Here is a 14,398-nt window from a genome sequence, read left to right on the forward strand (position 1 = left end):
AGGACAATGAAAAATAACATCACTGCCCTTTTTGCTGGCCTGTTAATGGGGTTGGGATTGACGATTTCTACCATGGTTGATCCTCAACGTGTATTGGGTTTTTTAGACTTGCTTGGACAATGGGACCCAACCCTTATTTTTGTGATGGGCGGCGGCCTGGCGGTTTACATGCCTCTTTATTTTCTGCTCATTCACAACAAAAATACGACGGCTTTTGGAACCCCCTGCGATTTACCTTCTTCAAAGCAGATAGACAAACCACTTGTGGTAGGTGCGATACTATTTGGTGTCGGATGGGGACTCAGCGGAATTTGCCCGGGGCCTGCGCTAGTCAATATAAGTGGCGGTGCCACTGAAATATTAATTTTTGTAGTTACCATGTTGATTGGTATGATTGTAGGGGCGCGCATCAAGATGACTTGATGTGTGAGTCCACTGATAATGAGCTGACAGAATTGATGCATTTACACACAGAAACACCCACTGCAAACGCCTCTTTGGAGGAAATGGAAGCCAACGCGGAGCGAGCCGCTACGTTGTTGAGAGCGATGGCGAATAAAAATCGATTGCTGTTGTTGTGCCTGCTCAACCAAGGCGAACTGTCCGTTTCCCAATTAAATTCAGAACTGGATATCCCACAATCAACCTTGTCTCAACACCTAAGCGTACTAAGACAAGACAAACTCGTTAAAACCCGTCGGGAAGCGCAGACCATTTATTACGCTCTAGCGAGCAAAGAAGTAGAGGCAATTATTGCCACCTTGTATCAACTTTATTGTGAATAGCGTTGTCTGGGCCAACATCCATCTCAACCAAGAACCTCAGAGGAGCTAGCCCTCAATTCTGGCATGCATAGCCTGTATTCTGACATCTTGAATCGTCATTCTGTCGATTGACCCTTGTTAAGCTATTGTGAGTCGAATACCTTGCTACTTTGCCATTAGCAAACCCGACAAAGTATTCATGAAACCGATTTCTATTTTAAAATTTTTATCTTGTTTCGCCCTGATCATAGCCAGCCAAAGTTTTGCTACGCTGCAAAAATTGTTGCCTGATGATGGTAAGGCAGAAGACCAGTTTAGCTATAGCGTTGCAATTGATGGCAGCACCGCATTGGTGGGAGCACTTAACGCTGATGTGGATAATATCCAAGACGCGGGGGCAGCCTACGTTTATTCCTTTGGTGATGAAGGTTGGCAGCAGCAAGCAAAATTAGTCGCCAAGCCAGCGTTTGCTAATGACACACTTGGCGGTAACGTGGCGCTAAAAAATAACATGGCGCTGTTAGGGGTAATAAAAAGAGACGACAAAGGCGAAGATGCGGGTGCGGTGTTTGCGTTTGAGAAAGAGGCTAAATCATGGTCGCAAAAGCAAATATTAACCGCAAATGATGCTAACGCTGGTGATGCCTTTGGCCAAAGTATCGCACTTACAACGGAATTTCTTGTTGTAGGCTCTCCTCGCAGCGATTCACCACATAAAGATTCAGGATCAGCTTACGTTTACATTCGCGATAAAAATACGTGGCGATTTCAAGCCAAACTTACGGCAAAAGACGGAGCGGAAGGCGATTTATTCGGGATCAGTGTTGCCATTGACGGCGAAACTATTTTAGTTGGCGCTGACTTGAATGATGAAAAAGCAGAAAAAGCGGGTGCCGTTTATGCCTATGTATTTGACGGTACACAATGGCACCAACAGGCAAAGCTTATGGCTGAAGATGGCGCAAATACTGATATCTTTGGCGTCAGAGTCGCGTTGTTTGGCGATACAGCATTAATCTCAGCCAGAAGAGACGATATCGAAAGTGTTGGCGTAGATGCCGGTTCCGCCTATATATTTGAGCGCACAAATCACAAATGGACGCAAACACAAAAGCTAGTAACCCCAGATGGTAAAGCCGATGACAGATTCGGTCGTGGCGTGGCACTAAACCAAGATACGGCTTTAATCAGTGCTATGCACCATGACGCTAATGGAAATAATGCAGGTGCAGTCTATGTGTTCAAAAAACAACAAAATCAGTGGCGTTATACGTCCAAAATAGTCGCCCTTGATGCCATGCCAGAAGATAGATTAGGTTGGAATATCGCCTTATCAGACAAGCGTGCCATCGTTGCAGCTCCGCATCGCGACGACAATGGCGATGCATCGGGCGCTGCGTATGTTCTTGATTTGATCGACTAAAGAACACCGTTGGTAGGCAACGGTGAAAACAATCCTGTGTAGTATTGAACAAAACGTGAGTTGTTTGGTCCTGAGGTTCACGTTAATTAACTCCGCTCCCTTTTCCTATTGGCTCCAGGTGGGATTCAAAAATTCCTTCACACTTTTTTCATCGTCAATAAGGAAACTACTTTCCCTATTCCAATATTGGTAGAACTCTTTTCTGTCTTCTTGATCAGAAATTTCAAAGTTGCCCGTTTTCTCTTGTATCTTTAACCAGTTTTGAAATGCATCAAAGGCTTCTATTCCTCGTTGCTGCCATAAAAGTCTGCCGCCACCATAGTTGTTATAGAAGTACAGTTGCGACTTCCAGTGCGGCAACATGAACTGGGCCATTTGTTCATCCATAGAGGCGGGGGCATATTCTGAAAGCTCATTTATTAGCTTTTCGATCTCTTCATCTGTTAACTTTTCCTCTTTAGCAAGCTCTCTAATCCTCGCTAACGTTTCCTTCTCCCTTTCTTTAGACTCCTGTTCGTGATTAGGATATTTTTTATTGAACCAAATTTTAAATTTTTCTATTTCTTCATCTGTTGGTTCAAAAGAAGTTTTGTTTTTCGCTTTGTAACGCTTCAACAACTTTGGAATGATTATTTGTTGAAGCGATAAGTTGCCACTGTCTTCATTTTTAAGATCAGACCGATAAATTGATTGCTCGAACACCCTTGCAATAGGTTGCTCGTTTGCATTACTTGTTTGGAATGTGGTGATTGCAGTAAATAAAAGTACAAGAAACAAATTTTTCATTCATTAATCCCTTACGAATTGTTTTATTTTGATCTAGAAATTCATGGTATGTGACTAAATCATTACAAACCACAGAGTTATTGTTTTTCATATTTGGAAGCTGTTAAATACGTCGCTTAGAACGACACGTAATTACTTAGCAATGTCCAATAAACAAAGAAATAGCGCCTTAAGTCACAGGAAAATATAGCCAACCCAAAACAGAGGGATGATTTATTAACTCTATCCTCTAAATCCTAATTTAGATGGATCATCGGTCGCTACGAACAATACTTGGAACACTTTATCTCCTTGCAAAGTGGTGCCTGAGTAATCAAGAACTACGAAATTTTTATCAAACTCCTCTATCTTATCTATGTCTGCAATGTCTAAGTCCGGACTATGCGTAAACTCCAGTACACATAATTTACCTGCGCAAGCATACTTCTCATTATAGTAACGACCTGCCAAATTATTTCTCAGCGCATCAGACAATTTTCCCTCCCGCTCAACACTATATGAAGACCGGTCTTTTTCTTTAAATGAGTCCACCAAAACATTGAAATCTTTGATACTAAGTAGCGTAATTACTTTCTCAGCAGTGGCAACATTTTCATTTTCAAAAAATAGGTCTTTTAAGTTGTCTTCAGTGGAGTTGGCAATATCAACAATAAGTTTCTCTACTCTCTTTTCCATCCGTGCTTCAGCATTGTTGACTTCATTGTTACCTTTTAAAGGTCCATTTGCATTGAGCTCTTCTTTATTGTTTGAAACTAGTTTTTCAGTGGTATTTTCAAAATTGATATTTCCTACAAATTCAACTTTTCTGTTAACACTTGCTGGAGTTGAATTCTTCGGTTCAACTTTAGTCGGGTTTAGGCTATAAAAGCCACCTTTAAAGACAACAACCGCCACTAGGATGATTGCTATAGCACCTAGTTTTATTTGTACTTTTTTAGTCTTAAACAATTTCATCTTGAATTTATCCTTATTCCAAAATGATAAAGGGATCGTTGTGAATGATTCACCGTTGGTGATATTAAAAGATTCCTGCTTTCTACGAAGTGGCTTGGGACGACTAGGGAATGATGTGGGGTTTGAAGGGCTAGACGTGGGTCAAATAGGAAACGACACATTCTTAACCAAGCCATTTCGTCTATTAAAATCCATTACGCTTCATTGTCGAAAAAAATGGGCGGACTTAATTTACACGACTCTTATTCCAATGTGACATGCTTTGAACTCGTACTAAGCACTTGTCCAGAATATATGGCTAAATATACAAATCATTGTTTTTCAAAACCTCGCGAATTTGTTCCTGATCTTCAAGCACTGTTTTGTATATCCATTTGTAGAAGTATTTACCATTGGTCGAGATGACTTTTTCTGCCTTTTCCTTGCCAATCACTTGCGCTAATGCATCCAATTCCATCAAGCAAACAGCAAGGTGCAGGTATGTAGAAAACTCACTTCTTGCCCCATTTGGGAAACCTACTGGCACAGAAGGATAAATTTTTTTGAGTTCAGTAATGGTATCTGAAACCTTATTTTTTCTAGTATCTTCAAACCAGTGTATTTGTTCGTGCAGAAACTGAGATAGGCCCGCAAGGTCATTATTGGGCATGGAAGCTGTGAGAGTTAAAATTGGATGGCTGAAAGGACTTGGTGCGGATTCGTCAATAATAATTTCGTTTGTAAACAACCATTTCTTGAGATCGTATTGCTCTAAAAGCCTTAAAACCTGCTGTCGTTTACTCTCTTCCCTTTCCGAGCCGTTAGCAAGAGAAATGTTCATTTCAGCAACGGCAAATTGCGATACAAAAATAGTTGATATAACTAGTTTAAGAATTTTCATTAAAACCACCTTGTCTTATAACGTTATGATAAACGGCAATTACTGCTGGGCGCAATTAGGGAAAAGGAGTCGTAAACACTACGTCAGTTCGTCCACTAAAAAGTCGAAAACCGTTTTAACACGTCGATTCATGCGTAATTCTCGATGCACCACTAACCATATGTCTGATACCAAAGATGGAATGTTAGGAAGTACTTTACACAAAAGAGGTTCTGACTCGGCGGCTTCCTCAGCAAATATTCCAATGCATATGCCTTGTTTGACCAATTCCCAGTGCACCAGTCGATTTGCACTTAAAAAAGGGAAATTCTTTTTAGTCAGGCTTAGCCCCATTTGCGAAAGTCGCTCAATCATCACCCCTGATTTTTCAAAGCCAACAAATCTTGCGTTACAAAGATCTTGCAGACATTGTGGAGCGCCAATTTGCGCTATGTATTTAGCGGTCGCGTAATAGTTTGCTGCGACAGGCTTAAGCTTTCGGGCAATGAGATCCATCTGTTTAGGCTGAAACCCTCGGATTGCGATGTCTGCTTCTCTGCGCAGAAGATCACTTTCCGTATTGGAAGCGATGATTTCAATTTCGATTCCTGGGTGGAGTGCATGTAACTTTTTGACTATCGACGGCAAAACAAAAACCGCAGCATCTTCAGTGGCAGAAATACTGATACTCCCTTCAATGTCTTGCGATTTCCCCGACGCGGCCAATGACAACATATTCGCTGCATCACCCATGGCACGAACGTATTGCACCAATTCCAAGCCATTGGGTGTCAATTCTAATCCTCGACCTTCACGCTCAAATAATGCCACACCTAGTTCTTGTTCTAACTGAGAAACCTGTCTACCCAACGTAGGCTGACTCATATTCAGTGATCTCGCCGCTGCGGACAAAGAACCTTCTTCGGCTGTCACTAAAAATGCTCTTGCCCTGTTCCAATCAAATTTTATGCTGTGCCAATCCATACAAATATGCATACCTAAAATGCGTTTTTGTCAATTATCCTACAAAAATTTATAGAATATAATGCCCGCCGCTAAAAACTTTGAATAAGCAAATTAACAATGGCCAAAAGCGCCTAACAATTTTGAATAGGAAAGTAGAAATGAACGTACTAACACGAAAACTCTTATTAACGGGCATACTCTTAACAGCCGCCCAACTAAGCGTTGCAAATACTTTGTCGTTTTCGCTCGGTACAGGTTACCCGTTTTTTGTTGTACCAGAAGTTTCGTTATCAAGTGCGGACAATAGTCGACGCTGGCATCTAAATTACAAAGCTGGTCTGGACGACGGGTTTACAATTGGTGTTGAACAAGTCATGTTTGATAGTCAGCAACATGCAATGGGTGCAGTGATTGGTGCGATTGGCATTCGAGAGGAAGACACACCCTGTGATGACATTCCAAGTAATGTGGGTTGTATCGTAGCAACTATTTTTGATGAAGAAACCGTGAATGGCGCAGCAATTAGCTACGGATACTATTTTAACGGATTAAATTCATCTGGATGGCACGTCAAATTCGAAGCGGGTTATGGAGAAGGTTCACAAAGCAAAGAAAAGCGTGCAAGCGCCTCAATTCGCTTAAGTTATCAGTTTTAAAGGAGTAATAAACATGGTTAACGCTGCAAAGTTCTGGGACAGATGGGCCGAACGTTACTCGAATCAACCCATTAAAGATCCCAAAGCGTATCAAAGCAAACTAGAACATACTCAAGCGTATTTCAAGCCTGATATGAATGTGTTGGAATTTGGCTGTGGAACGGGTTCGACAGCAATTGTTCACTCGCCTTTTGTGAAGCACATTAAGGCGATTGATATATCTGACAACATGATCGCTATTGCCAAGCAAAAGGCAAACACTCAATCCATTAGTAATATTGATTTTGAAGTCTCCACACTCGACTCACTGACTCCTGAAACACAAATGTTCGACGTCATTTTAGGTTTAAGTATTTTGCATTTATTGGAAGATTGGCAATCGGTGCTGACAAAAGCACACAGTTTGCTCAAGCCTGGGGGTATTTTTGTTTCCAGTACCCCGTGTATCAAGCACATGACACTACTTAAGTTGCTTGCACCACTAGGACAATTCGCGGGTCTGATCCCGCAACTGAGCTATTTTTCTAAAGAGGAATTAATATCATCGCTAATTGCCACAGGATTCGAGATTGAATATGACTGGCAACCCAAACAAAATACAGGCGTTTTTATTATTGCTAGAAAAGTCGCTTAAAGAACACCTAGTCTGTTAGAAAGCCAATTGCAGGATCTTTGTCTACCAACCAGTTTAACTGCCAAGTTTGCAGGGGGTGAGATTCAAGATAGACTTTGGCTAAATCGGGTTCGTTTGTCAGTAACAAAAGCTTAGCTTTTACTAAGTCTGCGCCGGGTGTATCGAAATTTTCGAGATCATATTGGTTAATTTGTGCCTCAAGTAACGCTAGCATCTGCTGCTCTTTTTCACTTCCTTGCTGACAGTAGCAAAAGGCCATGTTCGCCAAGTGGGAAATTCCCCATGCCATGACGTTGAATTTACCGCGCAAATAGGCATCATCACTAATGACCGATTCATAGTGCATTAGCGATCGAGCACAGTCGTTGGAAAAGTAGTAATTGAGACCCAGCGCCATTTTCAAAGAGCTATTTTCTGGCCACTGTTGCGCTAAGAATTCTAATTCTTGTAACCAGATATTCAGCTCGTCATTGTGAAGGTAGATTAAAGATTTGAGCTGATGCTCCAGATAGCCACCTCCTTTGACCAACGCGACCTGTTCCTGTTTTTGCCATGCTGCGTCATATTCACCTCGATGAAAATAATCGACAGCGTCGGCTGTGATCATATAAATATTTTTTTCGGGTAACTGCTGCCTTGCAAAGTCCATGTGCTCCAAGGTTTTATCAGCTTGCATGGTAAATCGATAAAGGTTAGCTAGACCAAGATGACATGCCGGATAGTCAGGGAGCAGAGCAACACAATGTTGGAACTGTTTTAACGCGGCGCTTAGTTGACCTTTAACGAATAGTGAATCTGCCACCGCAAAATTAGTGATGGCAGACATCGGATTATGCGCAAGCGCAATATTGAAATGATTGAGTGCTTTAGAATGATTGTCTTGTATCCATAACAAATACCCGTAGTTGTGATGAGCAAGAGCGAGTTTTGGATCAAGTTCAAGTGCGGTTAAAAAAGCTTTTTCAGCCTGTTCAAACTCCCCAAAGTTAATATGTAGTAGGCCTTGTGCAGCAAATGCAACCGGCATAAATTGGTCGACACCAAGGGCAATATCAATTGCCTTCTGGGTTGAGGATCTAGCAACTTCTGGGGCTAACAATCGATACTGGTACAGCACCATTTTATTCATCCCAATGGCAATGTGCGCAAGTGCATAATCCGGCTGCAACGCCACGGCTTGTTCAAATTCAATCAACGCTTTTTGGATATACTCTGGTGTCGCTTTTGCCGCCATCGCACTGCCACGTAAGAAGTGCATGTAGGCGTCACCCAGTTCCGGATGCTTACGTAGTCTGCCAGATGATTGCAACGTATATTCAGGGGCTAACGACTGCACAACTGCCAAACTGATATCTTGCTGCAAGGTAAAGATTTCTTGTTCCTCAACGTTGAACACTTTTGACCATAAATGGGTACTGTCTTCAACTTTGATAAGCTGCACTGTAATGCGCAAGATGTTTTGATCTTTCCTGACAGAGCCTTCCAACAGGTAGTTGACGTTTAGCTTGTGTGCAAGAGCTTGAATGTCTAGCCCTTGATCTCGAAACGCGAATGAAGAGGTTCTCGCTGTCACCGCTAAATCCGGGATCACCGTGAGTTGATGAATAATCTCTTCAACTAATCCATCGGCGAAATATTGGGTGTCTACTTGAGAATGAAAAACATCAAACGGTAGCACTGCGATAGACGGTGCGGATTGATTTTTTGTTTTGATGTCAGCAGAATCCAAGGTGATTTTGTCAGTCTGATAAAATCGCCAACTTAAAACGCCGACAAGCACTAATACAGACAAAACCAACGCGCTTTTTAACCAAGAAGGTTTGTCAGTTTTTTCATCCGTGATATTACCTTGCTGTAATGGCGACTCGGCCTGAGCCAACAGCCGATAGCCTTTTTTGGGAACCGTAATAATAATTTGAGGATGATGGGGATCGTCTTCGAGTACCTTACGTAAGTTTGCGATCAGATTATAAAGTACATGATCAGCAATAATCTGATTTTTCCAGACTTGTTCAAAGATAAACTCCCGACTGACTACTTCTCCCTCAGCACGGGCCAGTACAATCAGTAAATCCATTGCCTTAGGTTCGAGTTTTATTCGCTCCTTACCATTTGAAACACTCTGTTCAGACGGAAATACTTGCCATTTACCCAAGTAAAATTCTTTCAACATGCGGCTTAACACCCACCCAATTAGTATTGTTGAAATACGGTTCACTAAAAGTATAGCCCTTAGGTAAATATCAACCCATAGATTTTCCATAGGTTTCCCATAGAACTTTTTGACTGCCTTTGGCTAAGGTTTTGATTGCGACTGAGAAGGGAGAAGGAACAAGACTATGCAGAACCTATTTACACGTTCAATGAGCACTGCAAGGCGGCAGGTTGTTTTTGCCAAATCACTAATCATTTTCATTTTTTTGATATTGCTGAGTATAAATGCTCAAGCGAAGTTGGTTTTTATTACCAATGACCCTGCATTTCAAAATGCCACTATTGTGCCGCTTGATGCCGCAAAAGGATTCGCAGCGGGAGTGCAAAATGTGCAATTTACCGAAGGCGGAGTAGATTTTGATTTTACCACGGCCAATATCAACGGTTTGTCTGATTTTCGCGGAACGTTGATCTCCTATTTCCCTGAAGGAGTGACTGTTACATTTAGTCAACCTATGAGCGCGATTGGTTTTCAGTTTGCATTTGCCGAGTGTCAGGGACGTGCAAGATTTATAGGTTCTGCGGCGACCGAAGAACATACCTTTGAATTTGGCCAAGGTGGTATTTTTGTTGGAGCCGCGGAAATCGGTGACATCACTTCCGTTGAGTTGAACGGCACATGCTTTTTTGCCAATTGGCCTGAGATGCGCTTTGATGCCACCACGCCTCCGCCACCACCTACTGAACGTGCCGACCTGTCATTTGATAAATCAGCGCCAAATGTGGCCAGTCAGTTAGATGGATCGATTGATTTTGATTTAACCGTTACCAACAACGGACCCGACGACGCAACCGGTGTGCAACTGGTAGATTTTCCTCCCGGAGGAATGCAGGTTAATAACAGTACGCCTTCGATTCCATTGGTCTCTGCTGGCGGCAAAGTTGTGGTGATGGGAGTGGGCGACCTTGCCAACTCGGATCAGTACACTAACACCCTTAATATGTCGGTTCCGCCGTTCACTGGGACAGGCGTTGTAACCCAGCACCCCGGGGTGTTTAATTGCAATACCCAACTACTCAATGTTGCCTTGGCCACAGGTAGTTCGATCGATCCCAATACAACAAATAACTCAGATTTAACTGTGACGCGTTTCGACAAGGCGTCTAGAGCCTCGGTGCCAGAAATTTGTGATAACGGTATCGATGATAATTGTAATGGACGTGTGGATTGTGGTGATAATGCCTGTTCAAATTCAGCAAATTGTCGACCTCCACGCTTGCTTAATGCCAACAACAACCCACCCTCGATATGCAATACCATTAATGGGATCATCATATGTTTGAATAACGGGGGTCCAGCGCCATTCCCAGTTGGTCCAAATCCGGCGCCTGCGCCTCCTCCCCCTCAAGCTTGTACATTCAGAGACGTACATGGCAGACCCTTTGAAGCTCCGGCATGTTGCTGCTCCTATGGGCCTTGTGATCGTGCCAGATGCGAAAGGCTTGCTGCGCGAGATCCTAATTTTAAATCCGCCAACCCGCCGGTTAATATCAATGGTTACGGAATCACCCAAGCCGGCAGATTACATGAATACACCATTACCTATGAGAATATTGGCAATGCTGATGCAATTGACGTGCGAATATACGATGTGCTTGCGCCAGAGCTAGACGATACAACGCTGCAAATCAATGATGATGGGGTGTATGACGGAACCATTCGCACTATTACCTGGAGTGACGCGCTTTTACCTCCACAAGAGCCGCGCACCGTATCGTTTAGCATCAACGCCCGAAGTGATTTGCAGCCTGGCGATAGGATCCGCAATCAGGCGACCATTATCTTCCCCAACGCAGAGCAGCCACGAACTGATACGAATTGGGTGGAACACGCAATAGAAAACCCTGATTTCCCAGCCGCAGCGGATTTAGGTGTTGTCGAATGTCTGCAAATTGACCCTAACACTGATCTTTATACCGTAGTGCTTTTCAATAAGGGAACAGCATTTGCCCACAATGTGAATGCTCAGGTAATAAATCCTCCGCCTGGCATTGTTTTTACTGATGATAGCGCGCGTTTTGGTCGCTCAGATGATACCGACCCCAATGTCATTGGTACGGTGGTTCCGTTAGGGTCAACTCACAGCATCGATAGTGTTGCATTCACCGCAGATACGCCCGCTTCAGTTTGTAAAGCGCTAAATTGGCGGATCAGCTACACCAGCTCTGAAGGAGACATCATTGTAGCTGATGTGCAAGCAGCACCCGACGCAGACAGTGATGGTGTAGCGGATATCGATGATAATTGTGTAAATACTCCAAATCTGGATCAACGTGATACCGATCAAGATGGGCAAGGGGATGCATGTGAAACTGTCGAACCTGCTCCATGTGGCGATTTAGACGCTGACAATGATGTCGATAGAGACGATAAAAACCTGTTTGTCGCTGCACTTAGGTCAGTAGCGGGTGAGGACAGATATTCCACTGAGGCAGACTTTGACGATGATGGTGATGTTGATTTCAGTGATTATCAGCAATGGTATCAATGCTACAGAAGCTTTGTTGCGCAATAAAAGGAGACAAAAATGAAGAACAAATTTTGGATCATAATGGCGGTACTGATGTTTTTCACAACACAGGCAAATGCCTTGCCGATAACGGCTCTTTTGGTAGACAACCCTAACATCATGGTGGGAGATCAATTCTCAGTTGAGGTTCGTGTCGATAACGATGTGATGGGTGAGGAATTACTTGCCTTTGGCTTTGATCTGCAAGGAGTTGACCCGTTGCTAAACTATATTGGAGCCAACATTGGGCCGGCTTTCCTAGATACGTCTTTTGGGGTGAATAATGTTGCGGGGCTAGCCTTTCCGGGAGTTACTGACACTGACATTTTATTCGCCACTTTAGTTTTTGATGCGTTGGATGTGGGCGTCGCACAAATCGCTGTGGAAGGAATATTTGATGGCTTCTTTTCTGGCATGTTTTACGAGTTTAGTGGTTTTGATATTGCCGCTCAAACCAGCGTAACCATAAATCAGCGGCCGCCAGCGGTGCCAGAGCCAGCAGGATTGTTTATCGCCGGGTTAATATTATTTATGTGTATCAGAAAACGCCCGTTTAACTGAACAGAATGTACTGGAAAAAGCCGTTGACCCTTTGTTCGGGTCTGCTTGTGTGAAGTGTTGCATTGGGTCGTCGAAAAACCCCGTGTTTGGGCAAGCTTATATGTGTGGTAAAAACGCTAATTCTGTACCTTGAAATGTTTCCCCGCACTTTCAACCCTAGTTTTAGCGTGCTAACATTTGTGAGTACAGATTAGGGGTGGTTGTTTATGGAAACAAGAATTCAGTTTCGTGTAGATGAAGTTACTAAGCGCTTGGCTCAGCAGATGGCTGAAAGCCAGGGACGTACATTAAGTGATGCTTGCCGAGAATTAACAGAAGAACTTGCGGAAGCTCAGCGGCAAACGATGTTGCAAGACGATTGGTTGACTAAACAAGTCAATTTAGCGTTTGAGAAGTATGATGCTGGAAAGTCTGTATTTATTGAAAATGAAGATGCGAAGTCGCGTATGGCGCAATTCAAAGCAAAAATCCGAAGCCAGATTTCTCAATGATATTGTGGGAGGAAGCATCTCTTAAGGATCGAGAAAAAATTTTTTAATATCTCTTCGAATTCAACCCTGTTGCTGCGGAAGAAACCGATATATTGATCGAGACAAAAGTGGAAAATTTGCAAAACCAGCCACAAATGGGTGTTCAAAGAGATGGAATTAGGGGACGATTACTAATTATTCCCGATATTTCTATGCTAGTTTCATACTGGATTGATGGGAAAAACATTCGCATAATGCGAGTACTGCATCAAAAACAGAAATTTCCACCATCGTTAGACCTTTGAAAGCATTCATTGTGATGAAGAGGATTAACGGGATTAACTTCAAAGATCGAGTCGTATATTCCAGCATTCTGCGCGATGATTAACTAGTGTGTTCGCGGCGCCAGAAGCACAACAATAAGGTCAGCATCAATACCGTCGAACAAACGACCAACGACAAGGTGCTGGAATATTCGACTAAAAATCCAGCGACAAATGCACCTAGTGAGGCTGCGCTAATTTTTGCGGCAGCTACCCACATATAGATCTGGGCGGCCCCCTGTTGAGGCGCATATTCGCTTCTAGCCGCGAGGGTCACAGCGAAAAAGATCGAATTGACCACGCCACAAAGCCAGTAAGTAAACAAACCTGCGCTGAAGGATTGACTCAACGCAACGCATATCAATGTAAGCAATAAGATCGCACCCACATTTCTAAGTAGTATTAACGCCTCGGCTTTCATGGGTTTCAACATCAAAAACAATGCACCGCACAAACAGCCGACACCGTAAAACGTCACTAAATAGGCTCCATTTTCTTTCCCGTGATGCCAGACTTCACTAAGGTATACGGCTAATACAGGTAGTGCCGCTACAGCAAAAGATGCCCCAGAGGTCATGCTCAAGGTCCGCATTAACGGACCCGAATGTCGCATAATCCCAATCACTTGCTTTAGCCCCGGTGTCACACCTTGTTGCAAAGTAGTGATAGAAGACCGCATAGGTAGATTAAGCATAATGAGCCCGGCAAGGACTGGCAAACTCATCAAAACACTGATCGAGACTTGAGTGGAATAGGCTGCGCTTAGCAAACCAATCAATAGTGGGCCGAAAGTGAGCCCAAATCCGTAAGTGATGGTGTCCCAGCTTTGCGCCCGTCGGCGACTTGCCATGTCCTCATCGACCAGATTAATCAGTTGAGTACTGAGGCCGCCCATCATAAACGAACTACAACTGCCGCAAACAAGCAGCGCACCTATCGTTAACCAGAAGAGGCCCCACTCAAAGCCCAACATGGCGAGTTGGAAAAATCCAGCAAACAGCAAAGCACTGGCTGCAATGATCAGGCGTCGGTCACGAACCTTGTCCAACCATCGACCATAAATAGGTCCAAGCACGTGGGGAGCAGTTAGGCATGCTGCCAGCGCACCCGCCGTTTTGCCATCAGCGCCGTAAGTTCGAGCTAACAAGATAATCGCTACCGCTGACCCTCCTGTCGCCATGCGCGCCAATATTGCTGCGATTACATAGTGTATCAAGCGGCTTTTCTCGCTTTGCGGGTTTGTCCGAGCGACAAGTGCCCGAATTTGACTCACCATGA

At 43.5% G+C, this 14,398-nt stretch carries 14 protein-coding genes and 1 pseudogene; 9 read left to right on the forward strand and 6 right to left on the reverse strand.

The genetic code is table 11. From position 1 onward, the window contains the following. The first annotated feature begins 6 nt into the window (after positions 1-6). The 3 genes from FM019_RS04830 to FM019_RS04840 all read left to right on the forward strand — a co-directional run bounded on the left by FM019_RS04830 (position 7) and on the right by FM019_RS04840 (position 2,187). The gene (locus FM019_RS04830; RefSeq protein ID WP_143834758.1) at positions 7-423 is read left to right on the forward strand and encodes a YeeE/YedE family protein; all 417 of its coding nucleotides are present in this window, start codon (positions 7-9) and stop codon (positions 421-423) included. Positions 424-458: 35 nt separating this feature from the next. Then, positions 459-785 carry an ArsR/SmtB family transcription factor gene (locus tag FM019_RS04835; RefSeq protein WP_143834956.1) on the forward strand — a complete coding sequence of 109 codons (327 nt, stop codon included), beginning with the start codon at positions 459-461 and terminating at the stop codon, positions 783-785. 127 nt (positions 786-912) lie between these two features. Next, entirely contained in the window at positions 913-2,187 is a 1,275-nt protein-coding gene (locus FM019_RS04840; protein WP_260681526.1) for an FG-GAP repeat protein, read from the forward strand. Positions 2,188-2,292: 105 nt separating this feature from the next. Here the strand turns inward: FM019_RS04840 and FM019_RS04845 are convergent, their stop codons facing one another. The 4 genes from FM019_RS04845 to FM019_RS04860 all read right to left on the reverse strand — a co-directional run bounded on the left by FM019_RS04845 (position 2,293) and on the right by FM019_RS04860 (position 5,770). After that, positions 2,293-2,973: a hypothetical protein gene (locus FM019_RS04845; protein WP_143834760.1), complete on the reverse strand. Its 681-nt coding sequence runs from the start codon at positions 2,971-2,973 to the stop codon at positions 2,293-2,295. Between the two features lie 222 nt (positions 2,974-3,195). After that, positions 3,196-3,927, reverse strand: coding sequence for a hypothetical protein (locus FM019_RS04850; RefSeq protein WP_143834761.1), 732 nt, complete (start codon positions 3,925-3,927; stop codon positions 3,196-3,198). A gap of 298 nt (positions 3,928-4,225) precedes the next feature. Then, positions 4,226-4,807, reverse strand: coding sequence for a hypothetical protein (locus FM019_RS04855; RefSeq protein ID WP_143834762.1), 582 nt, complete (start codon positions 4,805-4,807; stop codon positions 4,226-4,228). 78 nt (positions 4,808-4,885) lie between these two features. Beyond that, a complete protein-coding gene (locus tag FM019_RS04860) occupies positions 4,886-5,770 on the reverse strand; it encodes a LysR family transcriptional regulator (RefSeq protein ID WP_185969190.1) in 885 nt (294 codons plus the stop codon). A gap of 140 nt (positions 5,771-5,910) precedes the next feature. Between FM019_RS04860 and FM019_RS04865 the strand changes: the two genes are divergently transcribed. Together FM019_RS04865 and FM019_RS04870 are read left to right on the forward strand one after the other, a co-directional pair. After that, on the forward strand, positions 5,911-6,408 hold the full coding sequence (locus FM019_RS04865) for a hypothetical protein (protein ID WP_143834764.1): 498 nt from the start codon (positions 5,911-5,913) through the stop codon (positions 6,406-6,408). A 13-nt stretch (positions 6,409-6,421) separates the two neighbouring features. Then, positions 6,422-7,042 (forward strand): class I SAM-dependent DNA methyltransferase, encoded by a 621-nt coding sequence (locus FM019_RS04870; RefSeq protein WP_143834765.1) that lies wholly within the window; start codon positions 6,422-6,424, stop codon positions 7,040-7,042. A gap of 7 nt (positions 7,043-7,049) precedes the next feature. Here FM019_RS04870 and FM019_RS04875 read toward each other — a convergent pair whose 3' ends face one another. Continuing rightward, complete coding sequence (locus tag FM019_RS04875; RefSeq protein ID WP_185969191.1) at positions 7,050-9,215, reverse strand: winged helix-turn-helix domain-containing tetratricopeptide repeat protein; 2,166 nt, start codon at positions 9,213-9,215, stop codon at positions 7,050-7,052. Between the two features lie 166 nt (positions 9,216-9,381). Between FM019_RS04875 and FM019_RS04880 the strand changes: the two genes are divergently transcribed. The 4 genes and pseudogenes from FM019_RS04880 to FM019_RS04895 form a co-directional block, all read left to right on the forward strand. Then, positions 9,382-11,772, forward strand: coding sequence for a DUF11 domain-containing protein (locus tag FM019_RS04880; protein ID WP_143834767.1), 2,391 nt, complete (start codon positions 9,382-9,384; stop codon positions 11,770-11,772). A 12-nt stretch (positions 11,773-11,784) separates the two neighbouring features. Further along, the gene (locus FM019_RS04885; protein ID WP_143834768.1) at positions 11,785-12,327 is read left to right on the forward strand and encodes a hypothetical protein; all 543 of its coding nucleotides are present in this window, start codon (positions 11,785-11,787) and stop codon (positions 12,325-12,327) included. Positions 12,328-12,533: 206 nt separating this feature from the next. Beyond that, complete coding sequence (locus tag FM019_RS04890) at positions 12,534-12,818, forward strand: damage-inducible protein J (RefSeq protein ID WP_143834769.1); 285 nt, start codon at positions 12,534-12,536, stop codon at positions 12,816-12,818. 62 nt (positions 12,819-12,880) lie between these two features. Next, positions 12,881-13,102, forward strand: a pseudogene (locus tag FM019_RS04895) (type II toxin-antitoxin system RelE/ParE family toxin); the annotation flags it as partial. A gap of 79 nt (positions 13,103-13,181) precedes the next feature. Here the strand turns inward: FM019_RS04895 and FM019_RS04900 are convergent. Continuing rightward, on the reverse strand, positions 13,182-14,396 hold the full coding sequence (locus FM019_RS04900) for an MFS transporter (RefSeq protein WP_143834770.1): 1,215 nt from the start codon (positions 14,394-14,396) through the stop codon (positions 13,182-13,184). Between the last annotated feature and the right edge of the window lie 2 nt (positions 14,397-14,398).

It is taken from the genome of Aliiglaciecola sp. M165 (genome assembly GCF_007197995.1).
Classification (GTDB): Bacteria; Pseudomonadota; Gammaproteobacteria; order Enterobacterales; family Alteromonadaceae; genus Aliiglaciecola.